Genomic DNA, 15,840 nt, shown 5'->3' on the forward strand with positions numbered 1-15,840 from the left:
ATGGAGGCGCTCACCGGCGCGGCGATGAAGTTCCTCGGCTGGTTCCAGGCCGGCGAGCTCGAACTCGTGCCGCTGTTCGCCAACGGCTTCCTCGAGCTGATGGCCGAGACGTGCGTCGGCTGGCTGCTGCTCGACGGCGCGGTCATCGCCGCGGACAAGGCCGCCGCGCTGCCCGACGGGCACGACGACAAGCCGTTTTACGAGGGCAAGATCCGCGCGGCCCAGTACTTCGCGCGGACCGTCGTGCCGCTGGTGAAGTCGCGCGCGGCGATCATCGCGCTCGGCGACCGGTCGGCGCTCGACCTGGCCGAAGCCGGCTTCTGACCGGGGCCCGTCATCGCGCGGCGCGCGCCCGCCGAGGTCGGTGGTCGCGCAACCACGCGTCGACCGCGGCGAGGTGGTGCGCGAACGCCTCCGGCGTGCGCGCGCAGTACGCGCGCGCTTCCCGGGCGAGAGCGAGCGCGCGCGGCGCGCGGGGCGCCCGCGGGTGCGGCGACCGGTGGGCGTCCGGGTTGCATGCGCCGATCGGAGGACGACGGACCGATGGCTTCGAGCGATGCCGACGCGCGAGTGGGGGCACACGTCGGCCGACCGGCGCGCGGCGAACGAGCCGCCGCGCGCCGGCCGGGTCACACTGCACGACGTGTCCGGTTTCGATCGGCCACACGCGGCCCGATCCGTAGCCGATGGCGGCGTGTCAGGTACAATCGCTACACCACGTGGAGTCCTCGCCGGCTTCGGCGTTGCAATAGCCATCGCCGCATTCCACGAACGTGCAGTCCGCGTCGCACAACGCCGTGTCGACGCCGCCGTCGTCGCACTGCTCGGGCACGGTAGCGTTGGGGTTCGTATAGCCGTCGCCGCAGACCGCGAACGTGCAGTCCGCGTCGCACGTCGCCGTGTCGACGCCACCGCCGTCGCACTCCTCTTCGAGATCGCCCAACTCGTAGGGCACGTCGATCGGGTCGTCGAGTCCGCCGTGCGCACAGGACGGATCCCCCGCGTCGAAAAGATGAACGGTCTCCCAGTGGTCGGTGACCCAAAGCCATACGTCGATTTTGCTCACGGCGCTGGCGGTGCCGGGGGTGACGGTGAGGACGTTCTCGCCCGAGACGAATGCCGACGCGAGATCGGACGTGTATTCTTCGGTGGACCAGTTACATCCCGATGTCGGGTTGACGATCTGATGTCCGTCCGTTCCGTTGACCGACAAGCGCACTCCTGTCGGCGTCGTCCCGAGAACCTGCAACAACACGGCGTACACCTGGGCGGGCCGCCGGTTGTTGACCTCGTTGTCTCCGCACCGTTCCCGCGCGCAGCTGGCACTGCAGCCGTCGCCATCGATGGTATTCCCGTCATCGCACTGTTCGGCCGAAAGGTGAGAGATGCCGTCTCCGCAGACCGGCGTCGACTGAACGTGGATGCTGAACGTGTCGCTCGTGGTCGCGACGTCGCTGTCCGTCATGTCGTAGGTGAACGAGCACAGGCCGTCCGACGGACCGGTCGTGAGGTTCCATGTGTTGCTCACCGGGTCCAGGGTGGGCGTGCAGTTGTCGGCGTTCGCGAAGTTGCCGAGCGTCGCGGATATCCCGTCCTCCGCGTCGAGGCCGAGCCACCACGCCGGCAACGGATTTCCCCCGATCAACTGGCTGACGTCGTAGTTGGGGGACAGCGCCTGTGACGAGCTGTCACCGTAGGTGACCGGGGGATCGTTGACCGGCGTGACGTGGACGGTCAACGTCGAGGTTTGCTCCCACAACAGGCCATCGCTGATGGTGACGTAGAATACGTCGCCGGCTCCATCGACGACGTCGTCGTTCGCATTCGGATTGGGACGGTACGTCGCTCCTGTGACGCGGCCGAACGCGTCCACGTCCAGATCCAGCAGTCCGAGATCGCCGATCTGGTACGACTCCGCGCCTGGGGAGCGGCTCGCGCTCGCGCGCGACCTGATTCGCACGATGAACAGATCGCTGTCGGGATCCGAGTCGTTCGCGAGCAGGTCCGCGGCAGTGAAGGCGATCGGAGTGTCCTCGTCCGTCGTGAACGCGTCGTCGCCGAGGACCGGCGGGTCGTTGTCCACGTTGTTGACGGTTACGGTGACCGTGGCGGTCGCGGTCGCCATGCCGTCGGTGATCGTGTAGTCGAACCGCGCGGTGCCCGAGAAGTTCGCCGCGGGGGTGAACGTGATGTCGCCGCCGGACATTCCTACCTGCCCGTTGTCGGCGTTGCCGACGGCGTCGATCGTGAGCGTATCGCCGTCAGCGTCCGAGTCGTTGGCGAGCAAGGTCGCTGCCGATATGGTGACCGCGGTGTCCTCGTCCGTCGATACCGTGTCGTCGGTGGCGACCGGTACGTCGTTCTGTCCGCCAACACGGACGGTCACCGTGGCCGTGGCCGTTTCGTCGCCGTCGGAGACGGTGTAGTCGAAGGTCGCATCGCCCACGAAATTGGCAGCCGGCGAAAACGCTACGAAGTCGTCTTCGAGGGATGCGGTTCCGTGTTGCACGTTGGCCACGCTGGTGACCGTCAGTGTGTCACCGTCGGCGTCCGAGTCGTTGGCCAGCAGCGCCACGACCGGAATGAGTTGGTCCGTGTCCTCTCGCCCGGCGAACGTGTCGTCGTTTGCCGCCGGCGCGTCCGCGACTGGGGTCACGGTGACGTCGACCATCACGACGATCGAATTTTCGCCGTCCGATACCTGCACCGCGAACGAGTCGTCGCCGCTGAAATCCGGGTCCGGCGTATACGTGGCGTCCGGCAGGGTTCCCGACAGGGTGCCGTGGGCCGGTTCGGTGGCGGTGAACGTCAGGGCGTCCCCGTCGGGATCGGTCGCCGACACGGAGATCGAGACGGGCGTGTCTTCTTCCGTCGTCACGCTCACGTCTTGTCCCGCGGGTGGGCGATTGGCGTCGTCGCCTCCAGGTGAGACTGCCGAGCGCCACCGCTCCGAACGCGGCGATGGCGCGAACGAGTTCAGACTTCCGAGCAGACTTCATCGCTACGAATCCTCCTGCGAACACGGTTCGCGGGCGCACATCCCGTCACACGAGGCTCACCCCCCATGCCCCCGCAAGGGTCGAGCAACGATCTCTATTATCACAAGTACGCGCAGTTGAGAATATGCGTGGGGCGGGTGCTTGGGCCGGGGGGGCGCGCGCCGGCGGCGCCGTCGCGGCTTGCGCACGCGGCGGTCGAGGACGGCGTCGGCGGCGCTCAGCGTCATGCCGATCATGCGGTCGGCATATGCATCGATGTCGCGCGCGAACCAGTCGGCGTAGCCGGCGCGCGCGAGGTCCGGGGCGAGGTCGTCGCGCGCCTCTTGCAACACGCGGCGAAGCGCCGCGGCGAGCGGTGAGTTGCGGTCGCGCCGATGCGACCGCAACAGCTCGGTGAGATCGCGTCCCGCGTCGTGTGTTGATCGCGATCGGGGGAGCGCTCCTCGCGACCGATCTGGCCGGCCCGATCTACTGCCACGGCGACGGCACCGTTAACGATGTCGAGCAGGGCCATGTTCAGGTAGCGCCGGCTTGCCCGGGCGGAGGTCGCGTGGATCGCGACAGCGGTGATCGAGCGCAGCGCGCTTGGGCGGTCCCGACACGCACCGGCGGCGCGCGTGCGACGGTTGACCTCGCCGTGCAGTGGCTCGAGTCCGTCGGCTGATCGGATGGGCGGCGAGTCCGCCTCGGGTAACGCGCAGACGTGCGTCGGCGCGGCCAAGCCGCTGTCGAGAAACTCGATGGCTTGGCCTGACCGCTGATCCGATTCGGGCTCGCATTGCTGGATCATCTCGATCACTGTGCGCGTCATCGGCTACGGGCCGGACGGGGCCCGTGGGGCATGGTGGTTGGCAACCGAACGGGGATCGGCGCCGGCCACTCGCGGTCGCGCGAGGATCCAACCTCGGGGAAATCAATCCAGGTAGGGGCTGCCAACTGGCCACAGAGAATTCCGCTGTTCACGTGCGGTGCGTGCCGGTAGAATGCGGTCCCAATGTGGTCGATGAACGCGCCGAAGTCGCCCTCGAGTTGGGCACGATTGAGTCCGATCATGCAGGGCACAGCGCCGCGCGAGGCTCCGACGGAACTCCGCTGCCCGCGAGCGACGCCGCGACGTGACGGCGACGTGCAGGCCGCCGCCCGGAGGATTCGCGACCGACGCGACGCTGGCGGCGGGGCGGCAAGATGGGTCCGAGATTTGTCGATCGCGTGGCTGGTCGCAGTGGCGGGCTGCGGCGGCGGTGGGGGGCAGCCGCCGGACGCGGGAGCGGTCGACGCCGCTCCCCAGATCGTCGACGCGCCGCTTGCGGGGCTCACGGTGCGCGTGCAGGACGCGCCGGCGCAGATCTCGTTTGTCGACCCGTCCGGTTCCGTGTTTCTCGCCGGCATGCCGGGCGACGCGGCGGCACCGTTTGGGGCCGCTGCGTTTCGGAACGCGACGTTCACGTGGCAGGAAGGACTCGGCAATTTTCGGTTCATGGAGGACGCCGAGCCGTGGCGGAGCGTGGAGCGATTCACCGACATCGAGGCGACGGCCGAGCGGGTGACGTTTTCGTTTGCCGGCGGCGCCGGCGTGATCGAGGAAGTCGGCGAACACACGATCAAAGTGACGCTGCGCAGGGACGGCGCCGATCGCGCGACGATCGCATTCGCGTGTGGTCCGGACGAGCATTTTCTCGGCTTCGGAGCGCAGACCCACGACGTGGATCATCGCGGCCACACGTTTCCGATGTTCGTCACGGAGCAGGGCAACGGAAAAGTTCCCGTCGACGAGCAACCCGACAATTGGTTCATTCGCGGCACTCGCCATCAGACGGGCGTCGCCATACCGTTTTTCCTGTCGAGCGCGGGATACGGCATTCTCGGCGCAACGGAGCGGCGCAGCGTGTGGTCGCTGTGCGATCCCGACGAGCATCCCGATGCGTGGCGGTACGAGGCGTGGGAGCCGGAGGCGACGTTGTACGTGTTCTACGGGCCGGCCCCTCTCGATGTCATTCGGCGCCACACGGACCTGATAGGTCGCCGGCAGGCCCCGCCGCCGTTCGTGTTCGGGCCGTGGAACGACGCGGTCGGCGGCAGCGCGTCCGTCCGCGAGGTCGCAGCGGTGCTGCGAGACAACGACATCCCGTCGTCCGCGATCTGGACGGAGGACTGGGCCGGGTCGAGCGGCGATGCGACCAACCTGTTTTTGGACCACAATTGGACGCCCTCGGACACCTTGTACCCCGACTTCTCCGCGTTGGCAGACGAACTGCACGACGCAGGGTTCAAGTTCCTCGGCTACTTCAGCACATTCGCGTATGTCGACAACCCGGGGGCTGGCTATATGAGCGACCACTACCAGGAAGGGGTCGCCGGCGGGTACTTCGTTACGGACGACACGGGAGCGACGGCGACGTTCTCGGCTCCACGCCTCGGTCTGGCCGCGACTCTCGTGGACCTGACCAACCCGGCGGCGGTGGATTGGATGGCCGGCTACATGGCGGCGGCCATCGACGCGGGGCTCGACGGGTGGATGGCCGACTACGGGGAATGGATGCGGCTGGACGTGCACAACGCGGCGGGGTTGGATCCGCTCGTGGCGCACAACCGCTATCCGGTGCTCTGGCAACAACTCAACGAGCGCGTACTCGGCGAACGGACCGACGGCGTGGATCGCATCGCGTTCGTCCGCAGCGGCTACACCGGCAGTCAGGCCATCGATCACATCGTGTTCTGGGGGGCGGATCAGGCGACGATGTTCGAGCCGAACGACGGCCTGCCGACCGTGCTGCCGATTGGAATCGGCCTTGGCGTTTCGGGGATTCCGTACTACGGCAGCGATATTGCAGGGTATTCGGAGTGGTCGAGTGATGCGGAGGGCGTCCAGGGCAACACGAACCCGCCCAGCACGAAGGAACTGTTTTTCCGGTGGACGACGGTGGGGGCGCTGAGCCCGATCATGCGAACCCACCACGGGCGGCGCGCGGCGGAGAATTGGAACTTCCGCCGGGACGCGGACACGCTGGCGCACTGGAAGCGGTGGGCGATGTGGCACACGCAACTGTATCCGTATCTGGCATCACTCGCGGAGACCGCGGCCGCGACGGGCGCGCCCCTGATGCGTGCGATGGCCCTGGCGTTTCCCGATGACGACCGCGCGTGGACGCCAACCGATCAGTTCCTTCTCGGCGATCGGCTGCTCGTCGCGCCGGTCGTCGTCGAAGGGGCGACCTCGCGGGACGTGTACTTGCCAGCCGATACGTGGCTGCCGATCGACGGCGGCGAGCCGGTCGCGGGCCCGGTGACGATTTCGGTCGACGCGCCGGTCACCGAGATCCCTCTTTATGCACGCGCGGGCACCGTGTTGGTGCTGCTGCCCGATACGATCGAGTCGCTTGCGCCGGCGACCCGCGGCGACGTCGTCACGCTGGCGGACGTCGGGGACGACCGCGAGGTTCGCGTCTACCTGGGAGCGGATGGGGCGTTCGAGGAAGTGGGCGGACAACTGCGCTACGCGCTCGACCACGAGCGGGTGCCGGGCGCGGGAGTCACCCTGACATACGATGGTGTAGCGCTGGCGGAGTGTGGGACGACGCCTGACCCGCCGTGTGCGAGGGTGGACGAAGCGGGGCGCTCGGCGGCAGCGTGGGTCACTGGGCCGGGCACGCTTGCGATCGCCGACGCGAGCGGGGCCGCTGCCTCGCTGGTCGTCGACGGCGGCGCCGCGACGCGGTCGCTGCTGGTGCGCGTGTACTGGTAGCGGGCGAGCGCCGGTGACCGGCCGGCAGCGCGTCACTCGTCAGCCGGGTCGGAGCCGAACACAGTTCGCCGCACGAGCGCCGCGAGTGCCGTACGCGTGCGCTCTCGTGAAACGCCGGCATCGCCGCGCAGGCCTCGATCGCCGCCGCAGTTGGTGCGACGAGCAAGGCCATGACAGGAGGGTGGCCATTTTTGCGGGCGTCCAATGCCGGTGGCGGCGCGAGGGGGATAGCGGACGGGCGTGCGCCGGCGTACGTCGCGCGGCGGAGCGACGACGCGCGGGAACGGTGCGGCGACGTCGCCGCGGCGCACGCTGGTGAGGCGACCGCTACTCGGCCAGGACGTCGTCCGGATCGCGCTCGTCGGCGTCGAGGTCGCCGTCGCCGTCGTCGTCGTCGAACAGCCGCGTCGCCGCGTCGAGGTTGGCCTCGAACGCGCTGAGCAGCGCGTCGTTGGAGCCGTCCTCGATCCGTATGACGCCGTCGTCGCCGACCGCGGCGGCGTCGAGGTCCACGCCGGCAAACAGCCCGGCGCCGTCGAACGCGACGAACAGGGCGTGCGTGGTCGCGTCGATCGGGAACGCGCCGTCGACCGCGTCGAGCCGCAACTCGTCGCTGCGGTCGGACCGCAGAACGAACGGGATGCCGTCGCCGCGCGTGCCGGCCACGTAGATCGACGCGCCTTCGAGTTCCGGCGGCGCTCCGGGCGGACAGCCAGGGCCGGTGCTGCGGCGCCGCGGAGGGCGGCGGGAAGCAGCCGAGCGCGCGCCGCCGTCAGGCTCGGCGCCGATCCGCGGCGCGTGGACCTGAGGGTCGGCGTGGATCCCGGGCGGCCCCCGGGGTGAAGCCGGTCGCCGGAGACGATGCCGCGGTGCGGCAGGGCCGGCGCGCCGCATCGCCGAGGCGTCGGGCGCGGTGGCAGCGCCGCGACGAAACTCGGCGACCGGTGTTGACATCCAAACCCGGAGTCATAAAATGACCGCTGGTCAGTAACTTATGGTCATAAAATGACCGACGGTCAGGTCTTCGGCATGGCGGCACAATCCAGGCGACAGCGCGAGCGCGAGGAGCGGCGGCGCGACATTCTGGACGCGGCAGAGCGCGTGTTTCTCGCAAAGGGGTTCGCGCAGGCGACGATGGACGAGGTCGCGGCGTCGTGCGAGCTGTCCAAGGGTGCCCTGTACCTGTACTTCCGCAGCAAGGATGAGTTGTACGTCGCCGTCTGCCTGCGGACGCTGGCGCAGCTCGTCGGCGAGTACGAACGCGTCGCGTCGTCGGGGAAGTCCGGACTCGACACGTTGCGCGACCTGGGCCGGTGCTACGTGCAGTTCGCGCGCGACCACGCCGAGCAGTTCCGCCTCGGCATGTCGTGGATGCTGTCGAACGCGCGCATCGACCCGGACACCCGCAACTACGCCGAGTACCGCCGCTGCATCCAGCGCCTGTTTGCGATCGCCATCGAGACGATCGAACGCGGCCAGCGCGACGGCTCGGTGGCGACCGACGTAGAACCCGCGCAGTTCGCCATGCAGATGTGGGGAGCGACCGTCGGCATGCTGCTGCTCGCCGCGAACCGCGAGGAACTGCTGCGCCGCATCGATCGCGACGTCGACTTCGAGTCGCTCGTGCCGTCGTTCCTCGACCGAGTGCTCGACTCGCTCCGCCCGACACGAGGACCCGCAACATGATCCCCGCAACCGTTCGCCGGGCGCATTCGCCCGCACGCGTCGTGACCGCCGGCGTGGCACTGGCCGCGCTTGCGTGTTCTCCGCACCGAGTGGTCCACAACCCGGCGCCTCCCGTCGCGCTCGGCGACGCCTACCGCGGCCGGGGCGGCGACGCGCCGATGCCGGAGCGCTGGTGGCGCGACTTTGGCGACCCGCGACTCGACGCGCTCGTCGACCGCGCCCTGTCGGGCAACTTCCAACTGCGAGCGGCCTACGCGCGCATCGAGCAGGCGCGGGCGGTCGCCCGCCAGGCGGCGTCCGGCCAGTGGCCGCAGATCGACGCGTCCGCCTCGGCGCAACGCGCGTCCAATCGCGTGTTCTTCGGCCCCAACACGTTCGAGTTCACGCAGAACCAATATCGCGTGTCGGCGTCGGCGGCATATGAAGTCGACCTGTTCCGCCGGATCGGCTCGCAGGCGGACGCCGCCAGCCTCGACGTCGCCGCGACTCGCGACGACCTGGAGGCGATGGCGTTGTCGATTGCAGCCGAGACCGCGGAGGCGTGGTTCGACCTCGTGCTTCAACGCCAGCGCCGCGCGCTGCTCGAGCAGCAACTTCAGACCAACGAGACGTTCGTGGAGCTCGTCAAGCTGCGGTTCGAGCGCGGCCTCGGCGTGAGCGCCGTCGACGTGTTGCAGGCCCGCTCGCAAGTCGCCGCCGTCCGCGCTCAGCTCGCCCTGTCGGACGCACTCGAGCAGGTAGCGGCGCACCGCCTGGCATTGCTCGTCGGCGTCGCGCCCGGGTCGCTGGACGTCGATCCGGGTGACACGCTGCCTGCCCTGCCGCCGTTGCCGCGTACCGGCGTCCCCGCCGACTTGCTGTTGCGCCGCCCAGACGTGCGCGCGATGCGCCGGCGCGTCGAGGCGGCAGACCATCGCTACGCCGCCGCGATCGCCGCGCGGCTGCCGCGGCTGTCGCTGCAAGGGGAGGTGTTTTCGTCCGCCAAGTCGGTGACCGATCTGATCGCGAAGCCGCTCTACAACCTGGCCGGCAACCTGCTCGGTCCGCTGTTCGACGGCGGGCGGCGCGCCGCCGAGGCGGATCGCGCGCGCGCCGCCGTCGACGAGTTGACCGCGTCGTTCGGCCAGATCCTGCTCGCCGCGTTGCTCGAGGTCGAAAACGCGCTCGCCCTGGAGAAGGGGCAGGCCGCGCACATCGCGGAACTCGAACGCCAGGTCGAGATCAGCCGCGGCGTGCTGCGAGAGACGCGAAGTCGCTATCGAGACGGCCTCACCGACTTCTTGCCCGTCCTCAACGCGCTATCCGCACTGCACGCGAGCGAGCAGCAACTGCTCGCCGCGCGCCGCCAACTCATTTCCTACCGAATCCAACTGTGCCGTGCGCTCGGCGGCACCTGGACGTCCCAACTCGCGCGAGAGAGCCGACATGACTGAACCATCACCGACCCTCGGCAGCCGCATCCGCCGCGTCGTCGTCCCCGTGGCCATCTTTGCCGCGGGGATCGCGGTGTTTGCGGCCCTCAAGGCGACCAAGCCGGCCCCCAAGAAGAAGGAGGTCGACGATCGCGGGCCGCTGGTCGAAGTCGTGACCGTGAACCGCGTCGATCGCGCCGTGCAAGTGCGCGCGAACGGGCGCGTCATCCCGGCACGGGTCGCCGCGGTGTCTCCCGAGGTGTCGGGGCGCATCGTGTGGCAGAACCCGCACCTCGTGCCGGGCGGTCGCGTGCGCAAGGGCGAGCCGCTCATCCGCATCGACAAACGCGACTACGAACTCGCCGTACGCCAGTTCGAGGCCAACGTCGACCAGGCCGAGCTGCAGCTCCAGATCGAGCGCAGTCGCAAAAAGGTGGCGGAACGCGAGTGGGCGCTGCTCGGCGAGGCGGACGCGGAGGACGCGACGCTCGCCCTGCGCGAGCCGCAGTTGCGGACGGCGAAAGTGGCGGTGGATGCAGCGCGCAGTGGCCTGGAGAAGGCCAAGCTCGCCGTGGAGCGGACCGTCGTCCGGGCGCCGTTCAACGCGCTCGTCCGGTCCGAGCAGGCGGAGGTCGGTCAGCTCGCGGGTCCGCAGTCGCCGATCGCGACGCTGGTGGGCACGGACGCATTCTGGGTCGAGGTGGCCATCCCGATCGACAACGTGCCGCGAATCCGCGTGCCCGGGGTCAACGCCGGGGGGCCGGACGACGGCGCGCCGGCGCGGATCGTGCAGCAGGTCGGCGAACGCCAGGTGACGCGCGCCGGGCGCGTCGTCCGCCTGCTCGGCGACCTGGACCCGACCGGCGGGATGGCGCGCGTGCTCGTCGAGATCCGAGACCCACTCGGCATCGACTCGACGGAGGCCGAGCCGTTGCCGATCCTCATCGGCGCCTACGTCGACGTCTTCGTCGACGCCGGCACGATCGACGGCGCGGTCGCCGTCCCGCGCGTCGCGCTGCGCGACGGCGACCACGTCTTCGTCGTGGATCGCGACGGCCGCCTGCGCGTGCGCGATATCACGATCGCGTGGCGCGAGCCGGAGGAAGTGCTCGTGACCGCCGGCCTCGACGCGGGCGATCGCGTGATCGTCAGTCGCATATCCGATCCGATTCCGGGGATGCGCGTTCGCGTCGCCGCCGACGGCGAGGCGGCGGCGGACGGTGAGCCGGCGAAAGTTCCCACCAAGAAGGACGCATCATGACCGAGACCCGGTCCGAACGGGATCGCGCCGACGGCGCTCGTACACCTGGCTGGGCGCGCGGGCCGCTGGCGTGGATGGCCAAGAATCCGGTCGCCGCCAACGTCGTCATGCTGACGCTCGTCGCCGGCGGGCTGATCCTGTCGTCGAAGATCCGCCGCGAGGTGTTCCCGGAGTTCGATCTGGACATCATCAGCGTGTCCATTCCGTACCCGGGCGCCAGCCCCGAGGAGGTCGAAAAGGGCGTGTCGCTGGTGGTCGAGGAGGCCGTGCGGGGGATCGACGGCGTCAAGCGGGTCAGCTCGTACTCGCGCGAGAACCAGTCGGTCGTGATCATCGAGGTATTGCTCGGCCACGACGCCGAGCGCGTTCTGTCGGACGTGGAGTCGGCGGTCGCGCGAATTGCGTCGTTCCCCGAGGACATCGAGGAGCCGACGATCTCGTTGTTCGCGAACCGGACTCGCGTCTTGTCCCTCGTCGTCTACGGCGACGGCGACGCGAAAGCGGTTCGCGCGTTCGCCGAGCGCACGCGCGACGAGTTGCTCGCCGACGACCGCATCACCTACGTCGAGATGTCGGCCGTGCGGCCGCTGGAGATCAGCATCGAGGTGCCGCAGGACAAGCTGCGCCAATACGGGCTCACGCTCGATGCGATTGCGGCGCGAATTCGCCAGGAGGCGGTCGAACTGCCGGCGGGCGCCATCAAGACGCCGAAGGGCGAGGTGTTGCTGCGCACGGCCGAGCGCCGCGACACGGGGGATGAGTTCCGCGACGTCACGCTCATCAGCCGGCCCGACGGCAGCAAGGTGACGGTGGGGGACATCGCCGTGGTCAAGGACGGGTTCGCCGAGACGGACCAGGAAGCGTTCTTCAACGGCAAGCCGGCGGCCATCATCGACGTGTTTCGCGTCGGCGACGAGACACCGATCACCGTGTCCGACGCCGTCAAGGACCTGATCGCGCGCAGTGAGGGCAAGCTGCCCGATGGCATGCACTATGCGATCTGGCTCGACACGTCCGAGTGGTACGCGTCGCGCATGAACCTGCTGATGCGGAACGCCGCCATCGGCCTCGTCCTCGTGATGTTCATTCTCGGGCTGTTTCTCGAGATCAAACTCGCGTTCTGGGTGACGTTGGGGATTCCGATCTCGTTTATCGGCTCGCTGTTCTTCCTGCCGATGACCGACGTGACGATCAACATGATCTCGCTGTTCGCGTTCATCCTCGTCCTCGGAATGGTCGTGGACGACGCGATCGTCGTCGGCGAGGCGACCTACTTGCGGCGGACGCAGGGCGCGTCGCGCATCCGCGCCGCGATCGACGGCGTGCGCGAGGTCGCGATCCCGGTCGTGTTCGCCGTCGTGACGACGTGCATCGCGTTTGCGCCGATGCTGTTCGTGCCGGGGCCGGCCGGGAAGTTCTTCCGCGTCATTCCGATCACGGTCATCACGGTGCTGCTGCTGTCGTTGTTCGAGTCGTTGTTCATCCTGCCGGCGCACCTCGCCCACAGCGTGCCGACCCGCCACCGGGGCGTGTTCGGCTGGATCCACCGCCGGCAACAGCAGTTTAGCCGCCGCGTCGAGTGGTTCGTCGAGCACGTGTACGGTCCCACGCTGCGGCGGGCCGTGCGCCGCCGCTACGTGACGATCGCGGTCGCGTTCGCGTTCCTGATTGCCGCGTTCGGACTGGTCGCCGGAGGGCGCGTCGAACAGACGTTCATTCCGAAGATCGAGCAGGACAACATCACAGCCGAGATCCGGCTGCCGTTCGGCTCGTCCGTCGACGATACGCGCCGGGCGGTGCAGACGGTGTTGCGCGCGGCGCAGCAGACCATCGACCAGTTCGGCGGCGAGCAGATCAGCCGGGGGGTGTTCGCGCAAGTCGGCGCCCAGACCATGGCTCGCGTGGGCGATCCGGCGGGGTCGTTCGGCAAGACCGCGGGGCACCTCGGAGAGGTCGCGGTCAGTCTCGTGCCGGCCGAGCAGCGGAACTTCACGTCATCAGACTTCGTGCGCGTCTGGCGCCGCACGGTCGGCGACCTGGTCAACGTCGAGTCGCTTCGGTTTTCGTACTCGACCGGGGCCGGAGCAGGCCCGGCTCTCGACTTTCAGCTATCGCATCGGGACGTCGACGTGATCGAAGCGGCGGCCAGCGAACTCGCGCAACGTCTGGCCGTCTATGAAGGCGTGAGCGACATCGACGACGGCTTCGACGTCGGCAAGGAGCAACTCGACTTCCGGATGAAACCGGAGGGGCTCGCGCGCGGGCTCACGGCGGCGGACCTGGGGAGACAGGTGCGTTCGGCGTACTTCGGGGCGGAGGTATTGCGCCAGCAACGCGGCCGCAACGAGGTGAAGGTATACGTGCGTCTGCCGCGGGACGAGCGCGATTCGGAGTACCACCTCGAGCAGTTCATCGTTCGTACCCCGGGGGGCGGCGAGATGCCGCTCGGCCGCGCCGCCGAGATCGTGCGCAACCGGGCGTACACCGCGATCAAGCGGGTCGACGGCCGCCGCGTGGTCGACGTTCTTGCCGACGTCGACGAGCAGGTCTCGAATGCGGAGAAGGTCACGGCGTCCGTCATGTCCGAAGTGCTGCCCGAGATCGCGGCGCGATACCCGGGGTTGACGTACCGCATCGGTGGCGAGCAGGAGCAGCGCCGCGATGCGGTCTCGGAGCTGTTCAAGGGATTCGCCGTCGCGCTGGTGGCGATGGTCGCGCTCCTCGCCATGGCGTTCCGCAGCTACGTCCAGTGGCTCGTGGTGATGATCGTCATCCCGTTCGGCTTCGTCGGTGCGCTCATCGGCCACATCGTGATGGGCTTCGACCTGAGCCTGATGAGCCTCATGGGGATCGTCGCGCTTGCCGGCGTCGTCATCAACGACTCGCTGATTCTGATCGTCGCGATCAACGAGTTTCGGGCGACGGGGCTGTCCATGTTCGACGCCGTCGTCGAGGGGGGCCTTCGGCGGTTCCGTCCGATCATCCTCACGTCGCTCACCACCTTCTTCGGGCTGATGCCGATGATCCTCGAGAAGTCGGTTCAGGCGCGGTTCCTCGTGCCGATGGCGATCAGCCTCGGGTTCGGCGTGATGTTCGCGACGTTCATCACGCTGCTGATGGTGCCGGCGCTGTACGCCATCGTCGACGACGTCCGGCGCGGGCTGCTCCGCCTCCTGGGGTTGCCGGCCGGGCCAGTGGCGACCGCACCGCCGGCCGGCGCGCTACAGCACCACGACGCCGCAGGGAAACTCGGCGGTTAGCGTGACCTCGTCGGTGGTCAAGAACGTGTCGCACGCATTGCCGAGCAGCTCGAGCGTGTTTTCGTCGACGAGCTGCCAGTCGACGCCACATTCGAGCGGCGTGCCGTTGAGTGTGACCGTGCCGCTGCATGCTTGCGCCGGGTCGACCGTGCCGTCGAGCTCGAACACGCAGGTGCGCACGCCGCGGATGATCGCGTTGATGGCATCCACGAGCTGCGCCGGGTTGTTGGCGACGTAGTAGGGCGCGGTGCCGGTATCCAGCGGCTGTCCGACGCCGGCGTTGGCCAGCTTCTGCAGATGGGTCTGCGCGACGTCGTCGCCGACGCTCAAGACGTAGGTCTGAATGCCCTGGCTGTAGGCCTGCTGGACGGCCGACTCGGACATCATCTGCGAGGCGAGGTTGTGCGCGTCCGGGTCGACGCAGTTGTCGGGATTGCCGTCGGTCGCGAGCAGGATGGCCTGTGGTGCCGGTCGCTCGGGATCGGGTGCCGGAAACTCCGCCGCCACGGCCGCGATCGACTCGGCGGTCGGTGTGTCGCCCTGCGGCCCGTGCGTGCGCATGAGCGAATCGATCGCCGCGTAGTTGTTGAGCGCGGGCGGGGTCTCGGTGAGGATCGGGCAGGTACCGCCCGCGTTGCCGCCGTTGCTGGTATAGAGGCTCGCGCCGAAGAGGACGCGGTCCTCGAGCTTCTTGACGGCGCCGTCGACGGGGTCGACGAGAGCGTCCGTGACCGCCTGCCAGCGACTCACTCCCATGAAGTCACTGCTCATGCTGCCGGACTGGTCGATCACCAGCCAGATCGTCGGCGTTTGCGGGGCCACGTCGACGGTGATGCTCGGGCAGTCGCCCGCGTCCGGCCCTCCGCCGACGGGGATGCACTGGCCGGTCGCGTCGCAGGCGTGGTCGGGCGGGCATTCGTCGCCGCCCGGCGTGCAGTCGGCGGTGCACGTCCCGCCGGGGCCGCAGTAGTAGCCTGCGGCGCAGTCCATGTCGCTCGCGCAGACCGTCGCGCAATCGGGTGCCGGCGGGTCGACGTCACACGGGCCGGGTTTGCCGCTACCGATGTCGCCGCTGCCGCACGCGGCGGCGGCGGCACCGAGGACGAGCGATGGCCAAAGGTGCATACGGGGCATGGCGGACCTCCGATCCGTCAGCATATGCAATCGAGGGGCCGCGCCGAAAGGCCGACACCGGCGGCGATGTAGGCCGTCTGCGCGCGGGCGGCGCGGGTCGTCCGGTCGCTGGGGACGAATGGCCCCGCCGTACCGAGGCGCGCAGTCCCGGAGTCATCGCGCCGCCGGGACAGAGCTTCGGCGGATCCCCGACGGGGTGCCGTTTCGGGATCCGGGGCTTGCGCGGACGACCCGCGCGCATCGCGGCTGCAGCGAGCGGCCGCAGGCGACGTCCGCCCGGTCGACGATCGTTCGGCGTACCGTCCGTCGCGGCGTGATCGGGCGCGGCCGCGCGCGGGCCGAAATC

Annotated in this window: 12 protein-coding genes; 8 read left to right on the forward strand and 4 right to left on the reverse strand. The window is 69.0% G+C overall.

What is annotated here, in order from left to right; all coding sequences use genetic code 11:
• On the forward strand, positions 1–324 hold the full coding sequence (locus tag D6689_00230; protein ID RMH45256.1) for a hypothetical protein: 324 nt from the start codon (positions 1–3) through the stop codon (positions 322–324).
• Between the two features lie 10 nt (positions 325–334).
• Here the strand turns inward: D6689_00230 and D6689_00235 are convergent, their stop codons facing one another.
• Entirely contained in the window at positions 335–667 is a 333-nt protein-coding gene (locus tag D6689_00235) for a hypothetical protein (GenBank protein RMH45257.1), read from the reverse strand.
• A gap of 30 nt (positions 668–697) precedes the next feature.
• Entirely contained in the window at positions 698–2,884 is a 2,187-nt protein-coding gene (locus D6689_00240) for a tandem-95 repeat protein (protein RMH45258.1), read from the reverse strand.
• A 252-nt stretch (positions 2,885–3,136) separates the two neighbouring features.
• Between D6689_00240 and D6689_00245 the strand changes: the two genes are divergently transcribed.
• The 3 genes from D6689_00245 to D6689_00255 all read left to right on the forward strand — a co-directional run bounded on the left by D6689_00245 (position 3,137) and on the right by D6689_00255 (position 6,741).
• Positions 3,137–3,358: a hypothetical protein gene (locus D6689_00245; protein ID RMH45259.1), complete on the forward strand. Its 222-nt coding sequence runs from the start codon at positions 3,137–3,139 to the stop codon at positions 3,356–3,358.
• Between the two features lie 56 nt (positions 3,359–3,414).
• Positions 3,415–3,663: a hypothetical protein gene (locus D6689_00250; protein ID RMH45260.1), complete on the forward strand. Its 249-nt coding sequence runs from the start codon at positions 3,415–3,417 to the stop codon at positions 3,661–3,663.
• A gap of 330 nt (positions 3,664–3,993) precedes the next feature.
• Complete coding sequence (locus tag D6689_00255) at positions 3,994–6,741, forward strand: hypothetical protein (protein ID RMH45261.1); 2,748 nt, start codon at positions 3,994–3,996, stop codon at positions 6,739–6,741.
• 327 nt (positions 6,742–7,068) lie between these two features.
• Here D6689_00255 and D6689_00260 read toward each other — a convergent pair whose 3' ends face one another.
• Positions 7,069–7,407 carry a hypothetical protein gene (locus D6689_00260; GenBank protein ID RMH45262.1) on the reverse strand — a complete coding sequence of 113 codons (339 nt, stop codon included), beginning with the start codon at positions 7,405–7,407 and terminating at the stop codon, positions 7,069–7,071.
• Between the two features lie 339 nt (positions 7,408–7,746).
• Between D6689_00260 and D6689_00265 the strand changes: the two genes are divergently transcribed.
• From D6689_00265 to D6689_00280, 4 genes are read left to right on the forward strand one after another with little or no spacing between them, the layout of a single operon-like run.
• On the forward strand, positions 7,747–8,427 hold the full coding sequence (locus tag D6689_00265; GenBank protein ID RMH45263.1) for a TetR/AcrR family transcriptional regulator: 681 nt from the start codon (positions 7,747–7,749) through the stop codon (positions 8,425–8,427).
• The gene (locus D6689_00270; protein ID RMH45264.1) at positions 8,424–9,860 is read left to right on the forward strand and encodes a TolC family protein; all 1,437 of its coding nucleotides are present in this window, start codon (positions 8,424–8,426) and stop codon (positions 9,858–9,860) included. The genes D6689_00265 and D6689_00270 overlap by 4 nt, the downstream gene beginning before the upstream one ends.
• Positions 9,853–11,100 carry an efflux RND transporter periplasmic adaptor subunit gene (locus D6689_00275; protein RMH45265.1) on the forward strand — a complete coding sequence of 416 codons (1,248 nt, stop codon included), beginning with the start codon at positions 9,853–9,855 and terminating at the stop codon, positions 11,098–11,100. The genes D6689_00270 and D6689_00275 overlap by 8 nt, the downstream gene beginning before the upstream one ends.
• Positions 11,097–14,360 carry an efflux RND transporter permease subunit gene (locus D6689_00280; GenBank protein RMH45266.1) on the forward strand — a complete coding sequence of 1,088 codons (3,264 nt, stop codon included), beginning with the start codon at positions 11,097–11,099 and terminating at the stop codon, positions 14,358–14,360. Before D6689_00275 ends, D6689_00280 begins: the two co-directional genes overlap by 4 nt.
• Here D6689_00280 and D6689_00285 read toward each other — a convergent pair.
• Positions 14,322–15,518, reverse strand: a complete 1,197-nt coding sequence (locus tag D6689_00285) for a VWA domain-containing protein (protein ID RMH45267.1) — start codon at positions 15,516–15,518, stop codon at positions 14,322–14,324. The two genes, D6689_00280 and D6689_00285, sit on opposite strands and share 39 nt — an antisense overlap.
• Between the last annotated feature and the right edge of the window lie 322 nt (positions 15,519–15,840).

The sequence above is a fragment of the Deltaproteobacteria bacterium genome, assembly GCA_003696105.1.
Classification (GTDB): domain Bacteria; phylum Myxococcota_A; class Polyangia; order Haliangiales; family J016; genus J016.